Below are 23,013 nucleotides of genomic sequence, written 5' to 3' on the forward strand. Positions count from 1 at the left end.
GACATTAATTTATGATACAGCCTCTTTTTATTTTACCACTTTACCCATTGCCTTTTTGATTTATATTCGCAGTATTAAAAACATCTGATACCATTATTTACCTATTGAATATCATTAATGAAAACAACAATTAACTCATTTAAAAAACTCACTTTATTTAGCCTTGTTTTAATAACGGCGGCCTGTTCTAAAAAGGAGCTTGAACCCTTAGAAACAGGTCCAACCATACCTGACTACTCTTTTACAGGCGCTTCTGCTGCAGAACTGATGTTCGAAGATGGCGAAGAAATGTCTACCATGACCAGCGAAAGTCGGAGATTTAATGTAAATAATGTATTGCGTATCGTGGCCCTAAACAATACCACGATCGAAGTAGCTAATTTTGCACCTGTTGATATCACTGATGCCACAATTCTGGTGTCGATTAAAGGTCAGCCACAAAAAATTCAGTTATTCCATATCGGAACCATTAAAGGGCATAGAATTAAACAAATGGAATATCCCTTTATCTCCGGTCAAACTGAATATCTCGACGTTAACAATAATACCGTAGATCTATCCGCCTATAAAACCATTGGCATTAATCCAGCTGATATTAGTTTTGAATTTACAGGCACTACCCCATTGATTACGAAGCTCAAAAAATTGAATATAATTAAATGGCAGCCTAAAATGCATGATTTTGATCCTCAAAATGAAGACAACAACTGGCTGGACGAACCAACAGCGAAACAGTTCAGGATGTTTACCGGTTTTATGATCAATTTTGCTTACATGTATACCGATGATACCATGCGAAGCAGTATCGTGAATGAACTCGTTATCGGCAATGATGGGACAACCCCGCTTACGACTGCTGAAAAGGAAGCTGATTGGATTAAAGCACAAACACGTACAAAAATCAATTGCGGTTTAACTGATACCCGTAAAGTATCGGGACTTGGTGGCGGAAGTACATTTGGTATGCCAGACTGGCTTACCTTAAATTATATGACCAAAAGTTACAGCACACCATTTCACGAAATGGGACATGTTCTGGGTTATAGCCACAGTTCATCGATGACTTACCCTCAAAACAACAGAGGCAATGTACCTGTATTTATGGCCAGACAGGATGTGATGAATGCAGCAGGCGATTTTCCGATAAGAACAAACAATTATTATAAACCTGATGATATTCCAGCAGCTAAACCAGCAACAAGTGCACGAAAAGCAATTGATAGCGGTTTAGAGTGTATTCATTAACTTCATATCAGGCAATTACGAAAGGTCGTTTAATAAATAAGCCTGCCCGGTTATGCCTTTTAGAAGATTTACTGTAATGAAAAGGGTAACAAAAATTGTTACCCTTTTTTATTTTAATAAACAGTGGAAAGCACGCTGGCTCAGTATTATTTTTTCATTTTTGGGCCGACAACGATTTTCCTTTTGCTTATTTTAGGTGCAATCTCCTGGCCAGGCCTTAATTTTGCGTCGTCTACATAATTTAGCGCTTCAGGCGATTGACCTACCCAATTGCTTTTTCGGCCTTCGATATGCATCGTGCCTGATGAAGGATCGATTGTTAAAGAAGTAAACAAAGCATCCTCGTAAGGACAGGTACTGGATATCCACGGATGGCTTTTATGAATTTCTTCTGAATAACTGTTGTGTTTGTATTTACCTCCAACCCAAAAATAAGAGGCCGAATTAATGTGGACATAGTTGATGTTTTTGATAAAAAGCTGGCAATCTATGTGCGTATGGCCATTTATGGCCAGCAATATTTTATCCGAAGCTGCACTTAATATTTCCTGTATTTCTGCCGCATTATCTACCGCCATGGCTCCCGCTAGTGGCTGGTGGCTGACTATAATAATAGGTTTATCGATTTGTTTTAGTTGCTGTTGCAGCCAGAGTTTTTGCTCATCATTAATGTAGGCTGGATAGCCGCCTTTGCGTGTTGGCGAGCCCTTATCATTTCCATCTAAAATAATAAAACACACCCCATTTATTTCTTTGGTATAATATCTTGATGGCATTTTCCAATAGCTCAAACATTGTTCTTTGGTGTGCCCATTGTCTGTATCATGATTACCAATAACATGTAATGCTGTTTGGTGTGCGTTATTAAACCGATCAATCAGTTCTTTATTTTTTTCATTAGGATAAGCGAAATCGCCCATTTGTAGGATCAGATCGGGATTGATTTTTTTAGTGTGCGCTAAAAAGGCATCTAATCTTTCGCTCCCATTGTGAATCACATCCTGATGAAGATCGGTGATGATCCCTACTTTTACTGGTTTTGCTTTATTCGCAAACATAGCAAGCGCCGTATCGGGGATCTGTAAAACGATACCCGTAGCAAATATGCCATTGATAAACGCCCTTCTATTTAATGTTTTCATTGTTTTAGCGTATTGTTTTTAATAATCGGTTCGACCAGACCTGAATTCTTGACAAGTTTAGCCTCACTGTATTCAAACTGTTTTATTTAAAGGTGAAAATGCCAGGCAGAAATTTTTCCGGCCTGGCATTTGGTTTCAGTAGCTTAAGGTGCAACTGATATCAAAATGGTCCAATCGCGTATAGTCCCATCTGCAGAATGCAGCCTATAGGTAAACTGGCCTTTAGAAAAATCGGCAATGATACCTGCCACCGGTGCGCCGTTCATTGGCTCTATTGTTTTTGCAAAGTGCGTAAACCTGATACCTACTTTAGTAAGGTCGGTTCCTTTTACGGCAACAATTCTTACGGTAGCCTGGCCCTTATCTACCACATTAGAGGTTGTCGTAATACCTGTTGTTTGATAACCAGTTACTACTTCTCCATAACCTAACTGATTCTTAACCTCGTCGTATTTGAATAATTGTGCCGTGGTAATATTGGCATTATCGCCCCACTGAGTATCATCTAATTCTACCCTTGGTTTCATACAAGCCGATAACATGAATAAACTCATTAACATCAGGCTATACAATATATTTTTATGTTTCATTTTTAATAATTTAATTAATACCAACAATGAATTAATTCCAACCCGGATTTTGACTGAGCGTTGCATTATTTGCCTGATAAAGTTTTATCTGCTGAAGCGGAATAGCACTTAGGTAATCTCTTCCCGGATTAATGTAGAGCCCTCTTCCCCCTGCCTTAAAATCGGCCACTTTAAAATAAGGGTTCATTCTTCCATTGGCAAATCTGTCTACATTGCTACCCACAACCAGACTAAATTCGTTAAGCGTATAACCATCTTTCCTGATTTGGCTATATAATGCTGGGTCTGATCCGTTATCCAAAGTAACCTGGGCTGGCGTACGATTGAAATAATCAAGAAACTCCTGTAATAAGGCCCCTTTTGGCTGATAGCCGTTAATTACCTTTTCGTATACGGCCCATCTTTTTAAATCATCCAGTCTAAAACCTTCAAGAGCAAACTCTACACTTCTCTCTCTTCTGATTTCATTTAAAACAGGCGTTGCAGTAGGATCGAATCCGAGATCCTCGCGGTATGTTCCCGGCGTAATGGTATTGATATTTAAGGGTGTCATGCCTACCCGGCTTCTAATCAGGTTTACTGTTTTGTCTATATCGGTTTGATTAATTGTTCCTAATATAGCTTTGGCTTCGGCTAAAGCCAATAAACCTTCTTCGTAGCGCATCAGGATATCATCTGTTTCACCTTTTGTGGCCTCTTGTGCCAATACCGCACCTTTAAAATTCCGGTATCCGGTTGAAGTAAATCCGATGGAAGTATATGGTGCCTGCGAAGCAATTACCGGGTACCTGAACGGTACGCCGTCTCCTCCTCTGCCTGCCAATTGATTAAGGGGACCACGATCTGGCGTCCACACCGTTTGTTTAAACCTGGGATCTAAAGTATTACCGAGCTGATTCAGCGTATTGGTATAATTTGCTGGAAAAACCTGTGGTGTTCCATCCTTGTTTAAATAAATATCAACCAGGTGGTCGGTAATAGAAGGACCAGAATCTAAAATCTTGAAAAAGAAATTGTGACTCAATGCAAGCAAAGCGGCATCATAAGCCTTAAAAAGAAAAACACCATCAATATTTGCTGCATTTTTTTGTGCAAAAAGCTGATTGTATGCAATTGTTTTATCGCCCGCACCAGTAAATATCTTTGTGCCATTCCTGTTGATCAGCTGTAAAACTGTGGGCTCGATCATTTCTAAAAACTCGACACCATTTTTACCAGCCATCGCATAAGCAGTCGTTTTTTTACCATGGTAATATTCCCAGGTGCCTTCGTATAATGCAACCCTAGCTTTTAATATCAACGCGGCTTCTTTATTTACTCTTCCTGCAATTGCGGCCTGACCTTCTCCTTTCCAGTTTAGTTTAGCGATAGCTAAATCCAAATCTGCGATAATCTGTTTCGCAACATCATATCTCGAAGCCCTTGGCTGGTATAACTTGTCGAGGTCATTGTCATTTAAGGCTTCTGTAACAATGGGCACACCGCCAAAATTTCTAAGTAAGCTGAAATAATCCCATGCCCTGAAAAAGTATCCCTCACCAATGTAATGGTTGGCCGCATCTGTTTTTTCTGCATTAAGATTGGCATATTTGAGGAAATAGTTATCTGATCTGATATTTGCATAACCTCCAGACCAGCTGCTATTGGCATCGGGCGCGACCGAAACCGCATCCCATCTGTATAAACTACTGGTAGCTGTTGTTTGTACAATCATCATATCTGAATTGGCATCCAGCGCCAGGTTACTGTTGCCACCGGTTGGGGTACCCGTACCGCCCTGGGTATTATATTGTGGTGCTAAGCGGCCATAAAATCCGTTAACAAAAATTTGCAGGTGGGTTGCAGTCTTAAAAAAATCATTTGGATTTACAGCATCCAGCGGAGTTGTATCTAAAAAATTTTTCTTACAGGCCACAAAACACATCATTACAAAGAGCGCAAGTGCGATTTTGCTTGATTTACTAATGTAAGCTTTCATCTCGATTATATTTATGTATGAAGTGATCGATTAGTTATAGGTTGATGTTTAATCCCATTGAATAGTAGCGTAGTGGCGGATAACCATTTACACCATTTCTTAAAAGCTCGGGATCATATTTGATAAAGGATTTATTGTAAATGAATCCCAGATTTTCGCCACTAAAATAAACGTTAACCTTTTTCAGTTTAACTTTGTTCACCCATTTCTGAGGGAGATCGTAAGCAAGCGTAACGTTTCTTACCCTTAAATTGGCCAGGTTTAACGAATATTTATCGGTTGCTGATCCTCTTCCAGTATTAAATGCAGGGAAAAAAGCATCTGTATTACCTGGACTCCAATAGCCTAAATCGGTACTTTCTTTAAATGCAGGGGTATAGAAATAAGCTAAATCGGCACCTGCTTTAGTCCCCCACACCCATTCGGTATCGTTATAAACACGCCATTGCATTACCCCTTCTAACACTGCTGAGACAGTAAAATTATTCCAGGAAACAGTTGGTAGTATGGAATAACTCTTGCGTGGATAATTAAACCCGTCTTTAATGACATCGCCCCTGCTATACCAAAAACCACCGTTGCCAGAATTGATGTAACCATCACCATTAACATCGTTGTACATGATGTATCCAGGGTAGTTATAGGTTCCGCTTAAGGTTCCTGTTCTCAAATCACCCGCGTTTTGCGCAATACCTTTTACACCATACACGTAGTTTTGTCCAAATTGTTCACCGGGTGTCCAAACACCACTTACAATACCTGTTTTATTTGCATTGTACTCGGTAACGTAACCGATATAATCGCTCATGTTAAATTTAAGCGAATAGTTTAAAGGTTTGCCTGCGGCCTGAAACTGATCATTCCATCCTACCGAGAGTTCCCAGCCACGGGTTTCGGAAACGGCATTGTTTTTTCTTGGGGCATCAGTTCCCAATACCTGTGGAAGTGGGTCAACAGGGCCAATTTGATCAATTACAGTGCGCTGGTACCATTCGTAGGTTACATTAAGCCTGTTTTTTAGCGCAGTGATATCCACACCAATATTTAAAACGGTTGGTTTTGCCCAGGTTAATTCTGAGGTCACTAAATCAGGAGTTGATGCGACATTAGCATATGTCCCGCCTAAAAGAAGATTTTTATTAACGGTGGTGGGTACAGTTGGCAAATAAGTGTAATATTCAGGGGTAACACCATCTTTTTTAAAGGCATTTAAATCTCCAGAAGTTGACCAGGAAACACGAGGCTTAAATTCTGAAATGATGTTTTTTAAAGGCCAGAAATTTTCCTTTGCTGCATTCCATGCTCCTGATAATGAAGGGAAATAGCCCCAGCGAGATTTACTCGCAAATCGCGAACTGGCATCACTTCTGCCGGCAAGCTTTACAAAATATTTTTCAAGATAATCGTAAGTAATTACGCCATAAAAACCTAGGGTGCTCCATTGATACATACTATCGCTTGCAGTAGGATTATTGGCTGCAGTACTAAGTGATTCTGAAACATCCTGCGCAAATAAATCCGTTTTGCTACCCGATAAAGATTTAAAGCCAGTTTCTTCGGTTTGAACACCGAACTGTGCTAAAAAATTATGTTTTTGTGCAAACGAATTACTATACTGGGCACTTAATTTAGCCATCTGATAGCCCAGCACGCCATTTGTTTTACTAATACTGCTCAAATTTGCCGAGCGGTTGTTTTGGATTTTGGTACCATCAGGCAGTTCGGTATAAACAACCTTTGTTACTTTAGAGTATTCGGTAAAGCTCTGTCTTCTTGAGTAATCTGCATTAATTTCGAAATGTTTGAAAGGCTTTACTGTTGCTCCACCGCTAAGCACAATATCATTTCTGGTATTGTTGATAAGTCCGCCATCACCTAAAATGCTTGCAGCGCCCAGGATCCACGAATATGCATTTCCAGATGGAACTCTTAACGGTGTAGCAAAATACTGCATCATGCTGGAGAAAATAGCGTCATAATTGGCTATGTCACCGCCGTTTCCGGTATAGTTGGGACCTTGGTTGGCCTGCCTCGCATAATTGATATCTGTTCTCAGGTCCAGCCAGTCTGCAGCTTTATATTTAAGCTTGGTTTGAAAGCTATATCGGGTATTGAAATTTAAATCACCTTTTAGTAGACCTTTGGTATTATTATAACCAAAGCTTGAAAAATAGTTAACCCGATCAGTTCCTCCACTAAAATTTAAATTATGTTGCTGACTGAAATCATGGTTATTGAAATAGGTATCGTAAAGCTTTGTAGTTGCAAAAGACTGCTCTCTGGTCCAGCCTTTAAAACCGGCATCGCCACTTGGAAACTGCCCATTTTCAATATACTGTTGTGCTTTATCACCAAATTGAGTTCTTAATGCATTAAACGACGGATCATTCCAGTCTTGTCTTAGCCAGGCTTCCATCCGTGCAATGGTAACCGCATCAACGCCATCTGTACCCGTTCCATTAGGCTGCCCGTTACGCTGCGCAATGTTAATGTACCTTGCCCAATCAGGCGAATTGGGCTGCGTTGGGGCAAGCACCATTTGACCGATTTTAGAATTAGTAGTATAGTTCACTGATACTTTTCCTTCTTTACCGCTTTTTGTGGTAATCAATAATACACCATAAGGCGCTCTCGATCCGTAGATAACTGTTGATGCCCCATCCTTTAAAAAGGAAACGCTTTCTACATCATTAGGATTAACGTCCTGAATGGGTCTTTCAACCCCGTCAATTAAAATTAATGGTGCACCGGTACTGTTAATTGATGTAAAACCTCTGATATTTATGGAAGGATTAGCTTCAGGCGCACCACTTGGCATCCTGATGTTCAGTCCGGGAGCTAAACCAATCAAACCATCGGTTACTGTACGGATAGGTCTATTTTCAAGGGCCTTTCCATCTATGGTTTGAACAGCATCGGTAAGGCTACTCTTTTTAACTTTACCATAGGCAGTTACCACCACATCGTTTAAAACTTCCTGGCTCGGGCTAAGTGAAATTGAGCCATTTACTGCACCCGCTACAACTTCTTTGGTTTGGTAACCAATAAAAGATATCACCAATACAGCCGCTTTATCTTTTACTTCGATGATGAAGTTACCGTTTCCATTTGTTTGCGTTACATTCTTCGAGCCTTTTTCGGTTATACTCGCCCCAGGTATGGGATTACCGTTTTCATCGACTACTTTTCCTGTAATTTTTTCGGCAGGCAATTGAATGGGGTTAAAAAAATTAAACTTTATTTCTTTTCCTTTGATCAGCACGGTTTTATCGGTGATCTCAAAGGCTAATGCCTGATCTTTAAAACAGATTTTTAATACCTCATCAAGGGAAGCATCCTTAACATTAATGCTCACCAGTTTGGCTTGTTTTACGATCTTCTTATTGTAAAAAAAATCATAATTACTCTGATTTCGGATTTCATCGATAATTGATGATAGGGACGCATTGGTTCTATTAAGGGTTATTTTTTGGGCGAAAGTGCTCGCACTAACCTGCATAATGGTTATTATCAATAAAAATGTTATCATTTTCATCACCAGCAGAATTTTGTAAAGGGCATGGCAGTTACCTCCATACCTATTATGTAAGTTTAAATTCATAAATTTGGATTTGTTGGGTTTCGGATTGATTCTTCGTTAAATTTTATTCCGACTTGTCGGAATGGGTAACTCAACATCCGGTCAGAGGTGCGCTAACACCTTTGGCCATTTTTTGGTTTACCACAGTTGTCGCCATTATTTCGTCACAATTACCCTCCTTCCCTCTATTTTAAAATGTACGTCGCCGTTAAACTCTATGATTTTCAATAAGGAAGATATATTCTTAGCACGCGAAACTTTGCCTGCGTAAACATTATTCGGATCGGGTTTAGTTTGATAAACGACATCAACATCATACCATTTAGCTACTTTTGTCATAATGGTTTCGAGGTTATCATCAAATTTGAAATAACCATTTTTCCATGCCACTACATCTTCCATATCGATATCATTGGTTACGGTAATTTTTCCCGCATTTACCTGGGCCTGTTCTCCCGGAACAAGTAACTTGCTTACTTTTCCCTCCGAAATTTTTACTGAACCTTCTAAAAGCGTTGTTTTAATGACTTTGTCTTCTGCATAGGCCATCACATTAAAATGTGTACCTAATACTTCAACTACCTGACTACCCGCATGCACTTTAAAAGGCATCTTCGCGTTATGCGCAACCTCGAAATAGGCTTCACCAGAAATTTTCACCTCCCTTTCATTACCGATAAAGTGTATTGGATAGGTTATACTCGATAGGGCGTTTAACCAAACTTTAGAATGGTCCGGAAGAATGACCTGCCACTGTCCGCCCACGGGCACTTCAATCGTATTAAACTCTGGTTTTAGCCCTTTTGATGCGGTAGTTGCAGTTGCTTCATAAACCAGCTGACCGTTGGCTGTTTTAGAAATCCGAATTCCAGTTTGACTGGCGATCTGGCCGTTGGTTAAACCGGCTAAACTGATCTTTTTACCGTTTGCAAGCGTTAAAATTGCCTTATTACTCCCCGGAGCCACATCGTTAGCCTTGGCTACAACGAGGTTGTTTTGATCTGTTTTTTGTACCCCTGATTTAAAATAAAATAAAGCACCAATGACCAGCAGCATGGCCGCAGCTATTGCAAATGTTTTTAACCATTGATTTGGATAAAGCTTTATGGCTGGAGTTGACTCTGATTTGATGCTGTCGCTAATCCGCAATAACATCTTCCGTTCGGTTTCCGAACGTTCATCAGCCGACATGTGATCGGTATAACCTTCATTCGAAGACTGGTTTTCGTACCAAAGTTCAATTTCCTGGATTTCGGCGGGTGTAGCCTTTCCATTTTTGAACCTGGTCATAATTTCCAGCAAATGCTCATCGAACGTGTTTTGATTCTTGCTCATATAACAGTATTCGGAGCAAAAGCAAAAAGGTTCTACAGGAAATTAAAATAAATTCAAAATAAAATACAATAAACTGATTTACAACACAATAAATTTAATTAAAACTGAATCACTAAGGAGTCAGCGTCCATAAATTTATGTAACGAATAAATTTGCTATTAAAAAGATGGCATATCATAAAGCCGATTTCAGCCCATATGCTATCATGTTGTCCAAAGGACTGTCCAAACACCTTAAAGCATATTTAAACAGATCATTCGCCAAGCTATCAATGACATTATTTTATAAACAATTATTAATCAGTACTTTAACTACTTCGTATTTCCATCCAGCCAGGCCATAGCACGGTATCCCCGTTCTACTTAAATCCGGCCTAACAAATTTTTCGGGCTACATTGTTCTGGCCACACAGCTGGCTTCAAAAGAAAAATTTTCAGCCGGCATTTTTTGTTTCTTTTTGATGCCAAAAAAAAAGAGCCATTCGGCGGCGGCGAGCCGAGGCAAGACCGTGGTGTATGGCAAAAGAAATCAATTATATATCACTACTAATATTGATTTTTATAAATAAATTATTTCTCAGGATGACAAGTCTACATTTATGATACAACCTCAAAAAATAAATTGCATAAACTAAAACCATTGCCCTGAGAGTACATGGTTTCCACTAACGGAAAGACCAATCAATTTATTTAGATAAAAAAAGCAAACAGGCAATCATCAGATAGGTTCTGCTGCCTTTAAACTCCTCTCTAAGGAAAAGCATGGCTTTATGAAGATGTTTTTTTACCGTGCTTACCGAAATCTCCGCACGCCGGGCAATCTCCTGATGCGACAGTTCTTCAAATCTAAACATCATAAATACTTCCCTGCATTTTTCGGGTAATTTACTGCAGGCAGAAAGTATAAGTGTTTTAAACTCCTTGCTTTCCAACTGATGATCAGGCAATACCGGTGAAAGGTTTGTTTCTGCAATCAGGTTGTCGATATGTTTATAGTGTAGCTGTTGCAAACGATAGGTATCGATTACTTTAAACTTAAGCGCTGTTTTAAGATAAGCCTCCAGCGTAGATTTTGGATCTATTTCATTGCGGCGAAAATAGAGATTAACAAATATTTCCTGCACCACCTCTTCCGCATCTTCTTTCGAACGTAAGCGCTGGTATGCTGTGTTGAGCAGAACTTCCCAATATCTGCGATAAATTTCAGTAAATGCGTTTTCATCACCTAACCTCAGTTGGGCAATTAAATCAGCGTCAGAAAATTTCTCATTAGTTTTCATCATGTTAAAAGCTAGCCACTTAAAAAATTATTTTTAATCCACTTTAATTTTATGAGGGGCGTTAAAGCAATTGTTTATTACACATGTTTTTGCATATAAAAAATTTTATTTGGTAGAAGTGATTAAAATTAGAACTTTTTATTTGTTTAGCAAAACTAAACTATGTTTATTATGATATAAATAAATTCCTGTTAATTTTTAGTTACCAAATTTTAATACCGGTTCTGATAAAAACTGGAAAGTATTTGAGAAAAAGAAAGGTAAGTAACGACTAATCAAAGAAATAACAAAACCACATAAAGCTTTACCAGCTCTTGCACAAAGTAATGACCGATACCAGATCATCGGATCGGAACCGTGAGGTAAACCGTAAAATTGAATATTAAAAAAGGTCTGTCAGGCTTATAGATTATTTACTTCAAAGCCACGATAGCTAAGCATTTCGGCATTATGCGAAACAATCAGACGGAGTTTTAATCTTTCTATGATTGCTCTGGCTTGCGCAATATTTCTTTGCATATCGTTTATTCCCCTGATTTCTATTCCACCCGACATGAGTTTAAATTTGCTGGGCTCAAACTGGTCAATAAACTGCTGTAGATCCGGACTCACTTTTACCTGATTATTTTGCATCATTAATTCTTTTGCCACAAAGCAAGATAAAGCGTTTTAACTTATCAGCGCATTCATATTAACTTATTAAGAAATTAGTATTTTACGCTAAAAGAAATTACGGTCATTGAATATCATGTATTTAATTGCACTTGAACTGAAAATGCAATAAATTAGCTAAGCAATCAAAGCCGGCCCGATTGGCCGGTAGCGAACCTCTTCCTAAAAAACAGATGATGCCCAATAACAAAGTATATCCGCTAAGCCTGCTGTTTCTGGCACTTTTATTCAGCTCCGTATCTGCAATAGCGCAAATTGTACTCAAGGATAAAAAATATCGTGTAGACACTAAAATATTCGCGCAAACTGATTCAGCTACACTAAAGTTAGATATTTATTACAGTGGTAAAATAACGGAAACTAAGCCAACAGTTCTTTTTGTATTTGGGGGAGGTTTTGTAATGGGCCGCAGAGATAGCAAGTTATTTGATCAATATTTTAACACTTTATTGGCGAAAGGATTTAAAGTGGTTTCTGTTGACTATAGACTTGGCCTTAAAGGAAAGAAATTTCCGAGTCCATTTAATACTTCTAATTTAAAAGCCGCTATTGATACCGCTACAACAGATGTTTTCGATGCAACAGCATACCTCATCAGAAATGCAAAAGAGCTCGGCATTGATACTGCGATGATTATCCTATCGGGATCAAGTGCGGGCGCAATTACGGCACTGCATGCCGACTATAACAAGCGGAATGCCACAGCCTTGTCGGTTAAACTTCCACCGCATTTTCAATACAAAGGTGTAATTTCTTTTGCAGGAGCCATACTAAGTTATCATGGTGCACCCAAATATGTTATACCCCCAGCACCTACCATGTTTTTTCATGGCACAACCGATAAACTTGTTCCCTATAATAAAGTGAGGTTGCTGAACCGGGGCTTTTTTGGCTCTAAGTATCTTGCACATACCTTCAGCAAAAACGGATATCCGTATTACTTTCAGTATGTACAAGGTATGGGGCACGAAATAGCAGGTACCCCAATGGTGGAAAACCTGCCTGATATTTTGTGGTTTATTGAAAATTACATCCTTAAACAAAAGCGCTATTTTATGGAAGTAAATTTTAAAGATGCAGACAAAAAACCCAGCTTTAGCATACCTCCTGCTTTGAAAAAGAGGTAGCGTAAATGGAGTGGTTCGCTATTTTTTCAGTTCGAGCACTGCAACGATAGGCAAATGATCTGAGGCGTATCGTTCAGGAATAACCTCGTGCGAAACCACTTGAAAAGGATTTCCGGTTTTAAAAGCAATATGATCAATTGTTTTGCGTGGGTTAATCACAGGAATGGTAAAACCACAATCGCTACAGGTTCTGGTAAAATTCGAATCGAATATCTTGATGCTTTCTGAACCTGGATCGGCATTCAAATCACCTGCAACAATTAGTGGTAAGGTTTCCTGTGCGGTTAAGCGATTGATCTCTTTAGCCTGAAGGATGCGGTTATCTTCCGGACGTTGGGCATCAAGATGGGTAGAAGCAAAACGGATAAAAACGCCTTTGGCAATTTCGGCAGTTGCAATGGCTAAAACCCTTTGTTCTGCTTTGGCATCGTTATTTTTAGGCAACATAAAAGTTTGTTGTGCAGATAAAGGAAAACGTGATAAAATGGCTACGCCATAGTCGCCCCCATCATGGTCAATTGCTTTACCAAAATAAAAATTCATCTTTAATTTAGTAGCCAAAACCACGGCCTGGTTAATACTTCCTGATCTTTTGGTATTCACATCCACTTCCTGTAAGGCCACCAGATCTGGTTTTTGCTGTGCTATCGCTTTGGCAATGGCATCAACATCAATAAGGCCTTCTTTCTCTTTTGATGGCGGATTGCAATGGTGAAGGTTATAAGACATTACACGCAGTACATTACTGTGCTTTGATTCAGCTTGTTTGCTGATCCTGGGTGAACATGCGCCCAAAAGGCAAATGCTTAATATTAAAAAAGAGTATAATTTCATATCGGTTAAATTAATAAATAAAAAGAGGCCGTATCATAAAATTTTAATGACACAGCCTCTTATATTAGCTACCAGCCTGGGTTTTGCCCCAGTACCGGATTACGTTGTAGTTGGGTAATTGGAATTGGCCAGAGATAATTTTTAGGCGCAACAAATTTTCTACCGGTGTTTACCACAAAATACCCATTGGCATCTGTCGCAATGGTGGCTACATATTGCTGATTAAAGCTTTCAACCAAACTTTTCTTCATGCCCTTTACATCCTGGGCCAATAAATCGCCTTGTTTCCAGCGGAGGATGTCATAATAACGCTGTCCTTCAAGTGCCAGTTCAACCCTTCTTTCGCGTCTGATTTCGGTTCTTAAATCCAATCCGGCCGCTGCAAGTTCGGTAATTACCATTCTCTTCATCCCCACACGATCGCGCAATTTATTAATGGTATTATCAATATCAGTTTGGGTAAGTGTACCTTGCTCCAACCTGGCCTCTGCAAAAGTAAGCAGCACTTCAGCATAACGGATATGATGGATATCGTTCGAATCCTGGCTTACTGTACCTACAGCAGCAACTTCTACGTATTTGCTAAAGTAAAATCCGGTTCCGGTTATACAACCCTTTTTATCGGCATTCCATTTAGGCGTGTTAAATATCGGATTTGTAGTGGCATCGGCATCACCATCATCTTGTCCACCCCAGGCTCCACCAGGTGTTAATATCGTTTGGTTCATGCGTGGATCCCTATTTTTAAAGATATCGGCATAAGTGCTTTCGCTATACAATGGTGATTTATCTATCGGAAGTCCATCGATACATAAATAAGCATCAACCAAGGATTTGGTTGGCGAGTAGCGACTCGTTTGATCGGGCACCTGGATTTCGCGACTGGTGTTGTGCACACTTACCCCGGCAACATTCGGTCTGGCTAAAATGGTTTCTTTGTTGGCTCCTCCGGCTAATTTTCCTTTGTAGGTAAAAAGGTCGTTATAACATTTGGCTGTACCACCGGCTGTATATAGCTGATAAACATTTAAGTCCATTACTGATTTAGCGGCAGCTTCGGCAATGCTCCATTTCTCAAAAAAGAGTGCTACCCTGGCTTTCCAGGCAAATGCGGCTCCTTTGGTAATACGGCCAAGGTCTGCTGCAGTATAAGCCGTTGGAAGGCCTGCCGCAGCTGCATCTAAATCGGCAAAAACAAATTCGAGCACTTCTGCCCTTTTATTACGCGGACCAAATACTTCTTCATCACCAATATCGAGTGTTTTGGAGAGTAACGGCACATCGCCGAAAAGGAAGATCAGATAAGTATACATAAAAGCCCTCAAAAACCTTACTTCGCCTGCATACTGCGCCAAAGCAGTGGCACTGATATTGGTGGCTTTGGTATAATTTTCGAGAAAATGGTTACAACGCCTGATGGCCGCATATAAATTTACCCATTCGGAGTTTAAGGTACCAGAGGTAAAATCGTAATTACCTGCAGAAATGGCCTGATATTCTGAATTTGGCGGGTAAATGGTATTGTCGCCCATGTTTTCCATGGCGATGGTATTATTGTTTCTTAAATTGCTGTAACAGGCATTCGCAGCCAGTTTTAGCTGTTCTTCCGTTTTCCAGAAGCTGATATCGGTTACCGAATCCAGCGGTTCGCGGTCAAGAAATCCTTTTTTACAACTGGCTAAGAAAAAGGATGGAATCAGTGCAGCGCCGCCCAACAGACCCGTTGCTTTTAAAAATGATCTGCGGCTGTTGATATATTGATTTTGATTTTTCATGGTTGGTTTATTTTAACTTAATCGAAAGACCGAAAATGAATGTTTTAACCTGAGGATATAATCCGCCACTGGTTGCCTGCGATTCGGGATCGTAAGCATAAAAGAAGTTGGTGTCGGTAAACAAGTTATCAGCCGAAGCGTAAACCCTTAGCCTATCTATATGAATTTTCTGCAAGAAATTTCCAGGGATAGTATAACCCAGCTGTAGATTTTTTACCCTTAAATAAGCTGCGTCCTGTAACCAATAGTCGGCCAATCTTCCGGTGTTTCGGGTATCTTTATATACGAAACGTGGGTATGAACCTCCTGTATTTTGTGGGGTCCACCTATCCATGTGTACTTCCTGAGGAAATGCAGCATCGGCATTATAAGCGTGTAAACCCACTCCGGTAATATAACCATTTGCCATGCCTACCCCTTGTAAAAACACACTCAGATCAAAATTATGATAGGCCGCATCTAACCTGAAAGAATAATTATACCGGGGATAAGCATCACCAATTACCTCGCGGTCTAAATCGGCACTAATCAAACCATCGCCATTTAAATCACGGTATTTAAGGTCGCCAGGGGCTACTTTACCCGCATCTGCAGCAAAGATTGGAAACTTTGGTACGTATTTGCCCGCAGCATCTTTGGTAAAATCAGCCTCCTGAGCTAAACCATCTGTGCGGTAACCATAAAAAGCATCAAGCGGTTGCCCTACCTGACGGATCCTGTCGCCAATGGTTGGTGGAACACCGCCCAAATCGGTAACGGTATTTTTGATATCAAAAAATTGCCCGGTAATGCCATATTTAAAGTTTCCGATCTTATCGTTCCAACCCAAACTCAATTCATATCCTTTGTTTGATATGGCTCCTGCATTCTGATCAGGAACGGTAAGGCCAATTACGTCAGGTTGTGGCACTTTAAGTTGTATATCTACCGTTTTTTTGTTAAAGATATCTCCGGTAAAAGTAAGTCGGTTGTTAAAAAAAGCCAGGTCCAAACCAACATTAAGCATCGTGGCTTTTTCCCATCTTAACAATGGATTAGAGAGTATCGTTTGTGCAAAACCAGTAGTCAGGATATTACCTATTGGCATGGTCCCCACACTGGTTAACACTTTAATATATGGATACCACTCAGAATAAGCTGGTCCGTCTGCTCCGTATTGATTACCTAATGAACCATAGGAAGCGCGGATTTTACCATCGCTAAACCAGTCGCGGCTATTGTCTTTTATAAAACTTTCTTCACTAAACCGCCAACCCGCAGAAACTGAAGGGAACACGCCCCATTTTTTTCCAGGTGCATATCGCGAAGACCCATCGTAGCGCATATTAAATTCTACCAGGTATTTTCCGGCATAATCGTAATTAACCCTCGAAAAAAGTGACTGTAAGGCATATTGATAAGCATCTCCGGTTGCCGTTGGATTTAATGATCCAATATTCAACACCGGTACATCATCACTAACCAGGTTGGTTTTAGCAGCCGTAAAAGCATCAAAACGGTAAGTTTCTTGCTGATAACCACCAAGCAGTTTAATGTGGTGTTCGCCTAAATTAAGGGTATAATCCGCCTGCATGGAGAAATTTTGCAAGGTCGTAGTCGTGGCAACTTCCCTCAGCGAATTGTTCGGACTGGTGGTGTAAATAATGGCATTGGTGGCTGGATTGAAATAATCGATCCTTCGGTTAAATGTCCTTCTTTTTTGAGAACTGGCAATTAAACCATACTGCGATTTGATATCCAAACCTTTTAGTACATGCAGGGTTCCGGTAATGTTGGAGGTAAATTCTTTAGAGAAAAAATTATTGAAACCACCATCGGTAGCAATAGCCAAAGGATTACTGGATCCACCGCCGTAACCCCAGGTCCCCGTAGTAAAGCGAACAGGTGTTAATGGCGAGCTGGTAAATGCTGTATAAATAGCACCTCCGCCGCCTTCCGTATCGGCAGCAGGCTGGTTTTGGTTACGGTCTAAATAGCCCAGATTCACATCAACATCCAGCAGGGAAAGGAGCTTTAATGCTGACAGCTTTACCCTGGCATTGTTTTTTGCAAACTTATATTGATCGCCGGCAATCAGGCCATCCTGGTTTTCTCTTCCGTAAGAAAAATAATAATTAAAATCGCTGCTTCCTCCCTGTACGTTAATGCTGTGGTTCTGTTGTGGAGCATAATCTTTAATCAGTGCATCTGTCCAGTTGGTGTTGGCAAAATAATTAGGATCAGAACCATTCCGCGCGACCTCAATCTGTGCATCTGTGTACGATTTTGGAAGGCCTGCATTGATCTGTGCTTCGCCAAGCAGTGTCATGTAATCAACCGAACCTAACATTTTAGGCAAACGGGTAGGTGTTTGAAAACCATAATAACCGTTATATGAAATAATGGCCTTCTGATTAAACTTACCTTTTTTTGTGGTCACTAAAATTACACCGTTTGCTGCTCTGGAGCCATATATTGATGAAGATGCTGCATCTTTAAGCACGGTTACGCTTTCAATATCATCAGGATTAATCCAGTTCATATCACCTGGTACACCATCAATCAGCACAAAAGGATTTGGATTATTGGTGGTTCCTGTTCCTCTTATCCTTAATGCCGAATGTGTAGCGCCTGGTTGTCCGCTACCGCCAATAGTGGTCAATCCGGTAATGGTACCTTGCAAGCCTGTAGAAACTGCCGTAATAGGCCGGTCTGCCAGTACCTTGGCGTCAACCTGCGATATGGCTCCCGTTACATTTGCTTTGCGCTGCGTTCCATAACCTACTATAACCACATCATTCAGCCCAACAGTTGAGGGTTTTAAACTGATGCTATAAGTGGTTTGATTTCCAATGGTGAAGTTATAGTCCTCATAACCTACCATCCGCACTTTTATTTTATCGCCAGGAAAAGCTACAATGCTAAATCGGCCCGTATCATCAGATGACACTGCTTTTTTAGAACTTTCGTTTACGATACTTGCACCAGGTATTCCCGTTCCGGTTTCATCAGTAACGGTTCCCTTAATATCAAGCTTTTGCGGCAGGGCTTTTTTGGTAATGACTATGGTGTGCTGTTCTATGGCATAACTAAGCGGCAAATTTTCAAGACTCTTGTCCATTACCTGCTGTATGGTCATATCTTTTACAGTAACATTGAAAGTTCCGGCCTCACCGATCATTTCGTTGTTGTATAAAAAATCATATCCGCTCTGCTTTTTAATTTCCTGAAAAATTTCTTTCAATGAAGCTCCTTTTAGCGAGAAGTTTATCTTCTGCGCATAAAGGGATGCTCTTACCTGGACGCAGAAGATTAATAGTACGGCTATCGTTAGTCGCATCACCTTAAGTGGCTGAAACATGGAACTTAGCCTGGTTCTTTTTAAATAAAAAAAATTCATTTTGTATGGTTTGTTTAGTGGGTGGTTAATCCGTTTTGTTGTTTAGGGCAAAAATTTAGTTGATAACAGTTACCCTCCTTTCTGCAATATTGAATTTTACCGTTCCTGTAAGACTGAGCACTTTTAGTACTTCAGAAATATCTTTAAACTTCGAAACCGAACCTGTATATGATAACTTGTTATTATGGGTATTGTATACAATATCGATGTCGTACCATCTCGAAATTTTGCGCATCACTGATGATAAATTTTCTTCATTAAACACAAAATAGCCGTTCTTCCAGGCCATGGTCTGCTCTATATCTGCTTTATTCACCGTAAACTTGTTTTCAAATAAAACCCCTTCTTCGCCAGGTTTAAGATAGGTAACTGCTGAAGCTGATGTAAGCATCACTTTTCCTTCCAATAGCGTTGTTTTGATAAAAGCTTCGTCTTTATAGGCCATCATATTAAAATGTGTACCGAGTACCTTTAGCTTCATATCCTGTGTTTTTACATAAAAAGGCATTTGTTTATTCCTGGCTACTTCAAAATAGGCCTCGCCATCAAGCTCTACCTCACGACTGTTACCGGTAAACCGAGTTGGAAAGCGAATGGAACTGGCGGCATTTAACCAAACTTTAGATCCGTCAGGAAGCACCAAAGCATATTGCCCCCCTCTTGGAATGGATACTGTATTCAGTACCACTTCTTCTGATGCATCGGAAATAACATCATAAGCCAATGTTCCATCAGCGGTTTTATTGATGGCAGTACCACTTTCGGAAGCTATTTGTCCCTGAGCCGCATTATTGAGTACAATCTGTTGTCCGTTACCAAGTGTGAGTATGGCTTTATCTGAACCAGGTTTGATTGTTTTTGCATGGTTTAATACCACCGCATGCTGCTTACTTTTAGGGTTAGTATTGAAATAAAAAACTGCCGAGACAATAAAAATCAATATTGCAGCTGCTGCAGCGATCTTCGTAAACAGTGTAAATGGTTTAACATGCTTGCGTTCACCAGCCCTTTCCATGACCTGTAAGAACAGGCGTTCGGCTTGCTCGCCACCCGGCTTTGTACTTTCAATCAGTTCGAAATCATCTTCATAAGCATTTAAGCTTTCTATTTCTTCTGGTGTACACTTTCCCTGAAGTGATTTTTGATAGAGAATAATATATTCCTGTTTTGTCATGCGAAGCGCTTTTCATCATAGAGCCACAACTCTGCTTAAACACACTTAATTTTTTAAAAAAATATTTAACCAGCCTAACCTGGTAAAGAATTAAGGTATCGTTCAAAATATTTATATTAGCTTAACAAATTCTTTATCTTGATCAATGAACTTTGCATAAATGAAACCTATCCATCCAGCGGCAGACGAGTGCGAATTATGGGAGGCCATTAAATTCGGGAATCAAAAAGCATTTAAAATATTATTTGACCGTTACTTCCCTACTTTGATGGCTACTGCCTCGCACTATTTGCAGGATGAGCAGGCATGCGAAAACATTGTGCAGGATATTTTTCTCAATATATGGCTCAAAAGAGATGTGCTCGAGATCAGGGATTTTAAAAGTTACCTTAAAGCCGCAGCAAGGTATCATGTGTATAAGGTCATCAGAAGTAAAAAGTTAGCCGGAAGTGTAATTTTTACAGATGAAAATCTGGAAAACGAATCGGCTTATGCCATTAATAACGCTGAGGAATGGCTCAATGTATCGGCACTAAAAACACAGGTTAGCGGATATTTACGGATGTTACCTAAACGCTGCAGGGAAATTTTCTTAATGAGCAGGGAAGAAAATTTAACAAATGGTGAAATTGCAGAGAAACTTAATATTTCTAAACGGAGCGTCGAGAATCAGATCACCGCTGCGCTTCATCACCTGAGGGTTAATCTCAAAAACTATCTTTTTATTAGTGGATTGGTTTATTTTTATGCCGCACAAAATCCTTCAGCAGAAAAAAATATTCATTTCCTTGTTGAATCGCTGTTGTTGTACCCGCTCATTTAGCTTAATGGATTAATTTTCGTGCTCACCATCCTCCGCAGTCAGTATTCTTTCCATTTCGATCATCATCTGCTCGGCCAGGCGTTGTTTAGCCTGCAATTTAGATAAGTAAGCATCAGCAAATGTGACTTCAAGCTCATCCATAATAAAGGCATATTTTGCTTTAAGTTCTATGAGATCAATCTGAAGCTTCCTGGAAAGATTTTGCATAATACAAAGCTAAAAAAAGGGCGGCTATAATTGCAGGTAATGGTCTTATTTTTCTTTCTAAAAAAAAAAATACACCAAACAGACAAACCGGTTAAAACAATCTCCTAATTCTTTCGTTTATAAATTGATTCCGGCGTGGTTTCCGGAATAGATTTGTTTGGTTAGTTGATTAGGGATCACTCCCAAAGTGAATCCCTTTTCTTTTTTACAAAGCTTTCGATCAGCCGGGCATGGTTTCCAGACAATATTTTCTAAATTCAGCCTTTCAAATCGATAATACAATGGAAGAAATCAGATGGGGCATTATTGGCTGTGGTGATGTGACTGAAGTAAAAAGCGGACCTGCTTTTAATAAGGTAAACCATGCTAAACTGGTTGCTGTAATGCGCCGTGATGGTGAGAAGGCTGCTGATTATGCCAGGCGACATCAGGTGCCTAAGTGGTATGATGATGCTACTCAATTGATTAACGATCCGGAGGTTAATGCCATTTACATTGCTACCCCACCCCTGCAGCATGAGGCTTACACCATTGAAGCCTTAAAAGCCGGCAAGCCGGTATATGTAGAAAAACCCATGACTTTAGATGCGGATGCGGCCCAACGCATGACTGATGCGGCTAACCAGTTAAAGGTGAAACTTTCCGTAGCCCATTACCGCCGTGCCCAACCCATGTTCTTAAAAGTTAAAGAACTATTGGCTGCACACAGCATTGGCGATATCCGTTTAGTCCGGTTAAAAATGCTCCAGTCGCCCAACCCTGCGTTGATTGCCAAAACAGCCGATAACTGGCGGATTAACCCAGCGATTTCTGGTGGCGGTTTATTTCATGACCTGGCTCCGCATCAGTTAGATCTGATGACCTATTATTTCGGTGCCGTTAAAAATGCGATAGGTATTGCTACCAGGCAACAGGAAAACACCGAGGTTGATGACCTGGTTGCGGGAAATATCCTTTTCGAAAATGGCATTGTTTTCAGCGGTACCTGGTGTTTCTCAGTCGCCCCACAAGATCAAGCCGATATTTGCGTGATTTATGGTTCAAAAGGCCACATCAGTTTCCCCATGTTTGGCAATAAAATTACGGTTACTACCGATCAGACAGCAGAATTTGTATTTGAACCTTTGCAGCATGTGCAGCAACCCATGATTGAAAAAGTTGTTGATTACTTTTTAGGCAAAGGACAAAATCCGTGTAGTGGCGAAGATGCCTTAATTACAATGAAGTTAATGGACGATTTTACGCGGAAGTAAGCGCTATGATGCTATGGAAAAGGAAATAAATGGCTGAACTAACACTTCATTTTTGGAATTTGCAAGACACAAAAAGGTATTAACCACATAAGAAAGGTAAGAAAATATAAGACCTCTGAGCTTATATGATCCTTCTACCTCTTATATGGTTTAATTAATAATTCTTCGATTTGCTCAGGACTAAGCACACCATCATCCATCTTATATTTTCCATCATACGAGATCCTTTGAATCCGCTCAGGATGACAATCGCTAAATATAAAGTTCATTACCATATAAGAAATGTAAGCCCCTTGAGCTTATATGATCCTTCTATGTCTTATATGGTTTAATTAATAATTCTTCGGTTTGCTCAGGACTAAGCACACCATCATCCATCATCCATCTTACATTTTCCATCATACCAGATCCTTCGACTCCGTTCAGGTTGACAATCGCTAAATATAAAATTCATTACCATATAAGAAATGTAAGAAAATATAAGACCCCTGAACTTATATCCTTCTACTTCTTATATGGTTTAATTAATAATTCTTCGGTTCCAAATAAAAATAACCTTTTGATGATCTAAATTCTTTTTAAAATTTCACTTCGTAACTTTTACCTGCCAGGGTTTTAAT

At 39.9% G+C, this 23,013-nt stretch carries 16 protein-coding genes; 4 read left to right on the forward strand and 12 right to left on the reverse strand.

The annotated features are described in order from the left end of the window. Window positions 1-117 precede the first annotated feature (117 nt). On the forward strand, window positions 118-1,245 hold the full coding sequence (locus AC07YT_RS14100) for a hypothetical protein (RefSeq protein ID WP_086546969.1): 1,128 nt from the start codon (window positions 118-120) through the stop codon (window positions 1,243-1,245). Between the two features lie 146 nt (window positions 1,246-1,391). Here AC07YT_RS14100 and AC07YT_RS14105 read toward each other — a convergent pair whose 3' ends face one another. The 7 genes from AC07YT_RS14105 to AC07YT_RS14135 form a co-directional block, all read right to left on the reverse strand. Beyond that, window positions 1,392-2,387, reverse strand: a complete 996-nt coding sequence (locus AC07YT_RS14105) for a metallophosphoesterase family protein (protein ID WP_086546970.1) — start codon at window positions 2,385-2,387, stop codon at window positions 1,392-1,394. 143 nt (window positions 2,388-2,530) lie between these two features. Beyond that, complete coding sequence (locus tag AC07YT_RS14110; protein ID WP_145954258.1) at window positions 2,531-2,977, reverse strand: DUF5018-related domain-containing protein; 447 nt, start codon at window positions 2,975-2,977, stop codon at window positions 2,531-2,533. A gap of 31 nt (window positions 2,978-3,008) precedes the next feature. Beyond that, entirely contained in the window at window positions 3,009-4,955 is a 1,947-nt protein-coding gene (locus AC07YT_RS14115) for a RagB/SusD family nutrient uptake outer membrane protein (protein ID WP_086546972.1), read from the reverse strand. A gap of 34 nt (window positions 4,956-4,989) precedes the next feature. After that, a complete protein-coding gene (locus AC07YT_RS14120) occupies window positions 4,990-8,556 on the reverse strand; it encodes a SusC/RagA family TonB-linked outer membrane protein (RefSeq protein WP_086546973.1) in 3,567 nt (1,188 codons plus the stop codon). A 135-nt stretch (window positions 8,557-8,691) separates the two neighbouring features. Next, window positions 8,692-9,870: a FecR family protein gene (locus AC07YT_RS14125; protein ID WP_086546974.1), complete on the reverse strand. Its 1,179-nt coding sequence runs from the start codon at window positions 9,868-9,870 to the stop codon at window positions 8,692-8,694. Between the two features lie 685 nt (window positions 9,871-10,555). Then, entirely contained in the window at window positions 10,556-11,152 is a 597-nt protein-coding gene (locus AC07YT_RS14130; RefSeq protein ID WP_086546975.1) for an RNA polymerase sigma factor, read from the reverse strand. Between the two features lie 399 nt (window positions 11,153-11,551). Continuing rightward, on the reverse strand, window positions 11,552-11,800 hold the full coding sequence (locus tag AC07YT_RS14135) for a hypothetical protein (RefSeq protein WP_494945372.1): 249 nt from the start codon (window positions 11,798-11,800) through the stop codon (window positions 11,552-11,554). Window positions 11,801-11,994: 194 nt separating this feature from the next. Between AC07YT_RS14135 and AC07YT_RS14140 the strand changes: the two genes are divergently transcribed. Beyond that, the gene (locus AC07YT_RS14140; protein WP_145954259.1) at window positions 11,995-12,948 is read left to right on the forward strand and encodes an alpha/beta hydrolase; all 954 of its coding nucleotides are present in this window, start codon (window positions 11,995-11,997) and stop codon (window positions 12,946-12,948) included. An 18-nt stretch (window positions 12,949-12,966) separates the two neighbouring features. Here the strand turns inward: AC07YT_RS14140 and AC07YT_RS14145 are convergent, their stop codons facing one another. The 4 genes from AC07YT_RS14145 to AC07YT_RS14160 form a co-directional block, all read right to left on the reverse strand. Continuing rightward, window positions 12,967-13,782: an endonuclease/exonuclease/phosphatase family protein gene (locus tag AC07YT_RS14145; protein WP_494945373.1), complete on the reverse strand. Its 816-nt coding sequence runs from the start codon at window positions 13,780-13,782 to the stop codon at window positions 12,967-12,969. Between the two features lie 68 nt (window positions 13,783-13,850). Continuing rightward, complete coding sequence (locus AC07YT_RS14150; RefSeq protein WP_086546977.1) at window positions 13,851-15,557, reverse strand: RagB/SusD family nutrient uptake outer membrane protein; 1,707 nt, start codon at window positions 15,555-15,557, stop codon at window positions 13,851-13,853. A 7-nt stretch (window positions 15,558-15,564) separates the two neighbouring features. Next, window positions 15,565-18,936: a TonB-dependent receptor gene (locus AC07YT_RS14155; RefSeq protein WP_086546978.1), complete on the reverse strand. Its 3,372-nt coding sequence runs from the start codon at window positions 18,934-18,936 to the stop codon at window positions 15,565-15,567. 55 nt (window positions 18,937-18,991) lie between these two features. Then, window positions 18,992-20,110, reverse strand: a complete 1,119-nt coding sequence (locus AC07YT_RS14160; protein WP_086546979.1) for a FecR family protein — start codon at window positions 20,108-20,110, stop codon at window positions 18,992-18,994. Between the two features lie 160 nt (window positions 20,111-20,270). Between AC07YT_RS14160 and AC07YT_RS14165 the strand changes: the two genes are divergently transcribed. Continuing rightward, window positions 20,271-20,933 (forward strand): RNA polymerase sigma-70 factor, encoded by a 663-nt coding sequence (locus tag AC07YT_RS14165; RefSeq protein WP_086546980.1) that lies wholly within the window; start codon window positions 20,271-20,273, stop codon window positions 20,931-20,933. Between the two features lie 9 nt (window positions 20,934-20,942). Here the strand turns inward: AC07YT_RS14165 and AC07YT_RS14170 are convergent, their stop codons facing one another. Beyond that, window positions 20,943-21,140 (reverse strand): hypothetical protein, encoded by a 198-nt coding sequence (locus AC07YT_RS14170; RefSeq protein ID WP_086546981.1) that lies wholly within the window; start codon window positions 21,138-21,140, stop codon window positions 20,943-20,945. Between the two features lie 281 nt (window positions 21,141-21,421). Between AC07YT_RS14170 and AC07YT_RS14175 the strand changes: the two genes are divergently transcribed. Further along, on the forward strand, window positions 21,422-22,393 hold the full coding sequence (locus AC07YT_RS14175) for a Gfo/Idh/MocA family protein (RefSeq protein ID WP_086549359.1): 972 nt from the start codon (window positions 21,422-21,424) through the stop codon (window positions 22,391-22,393). Window positions 22,394-23,013: the final 620 nt, after the last annotated feature.

This window comes from Pedobacter sp. GW460-11-11-14-TSB4, assembly GCF_059423705.1.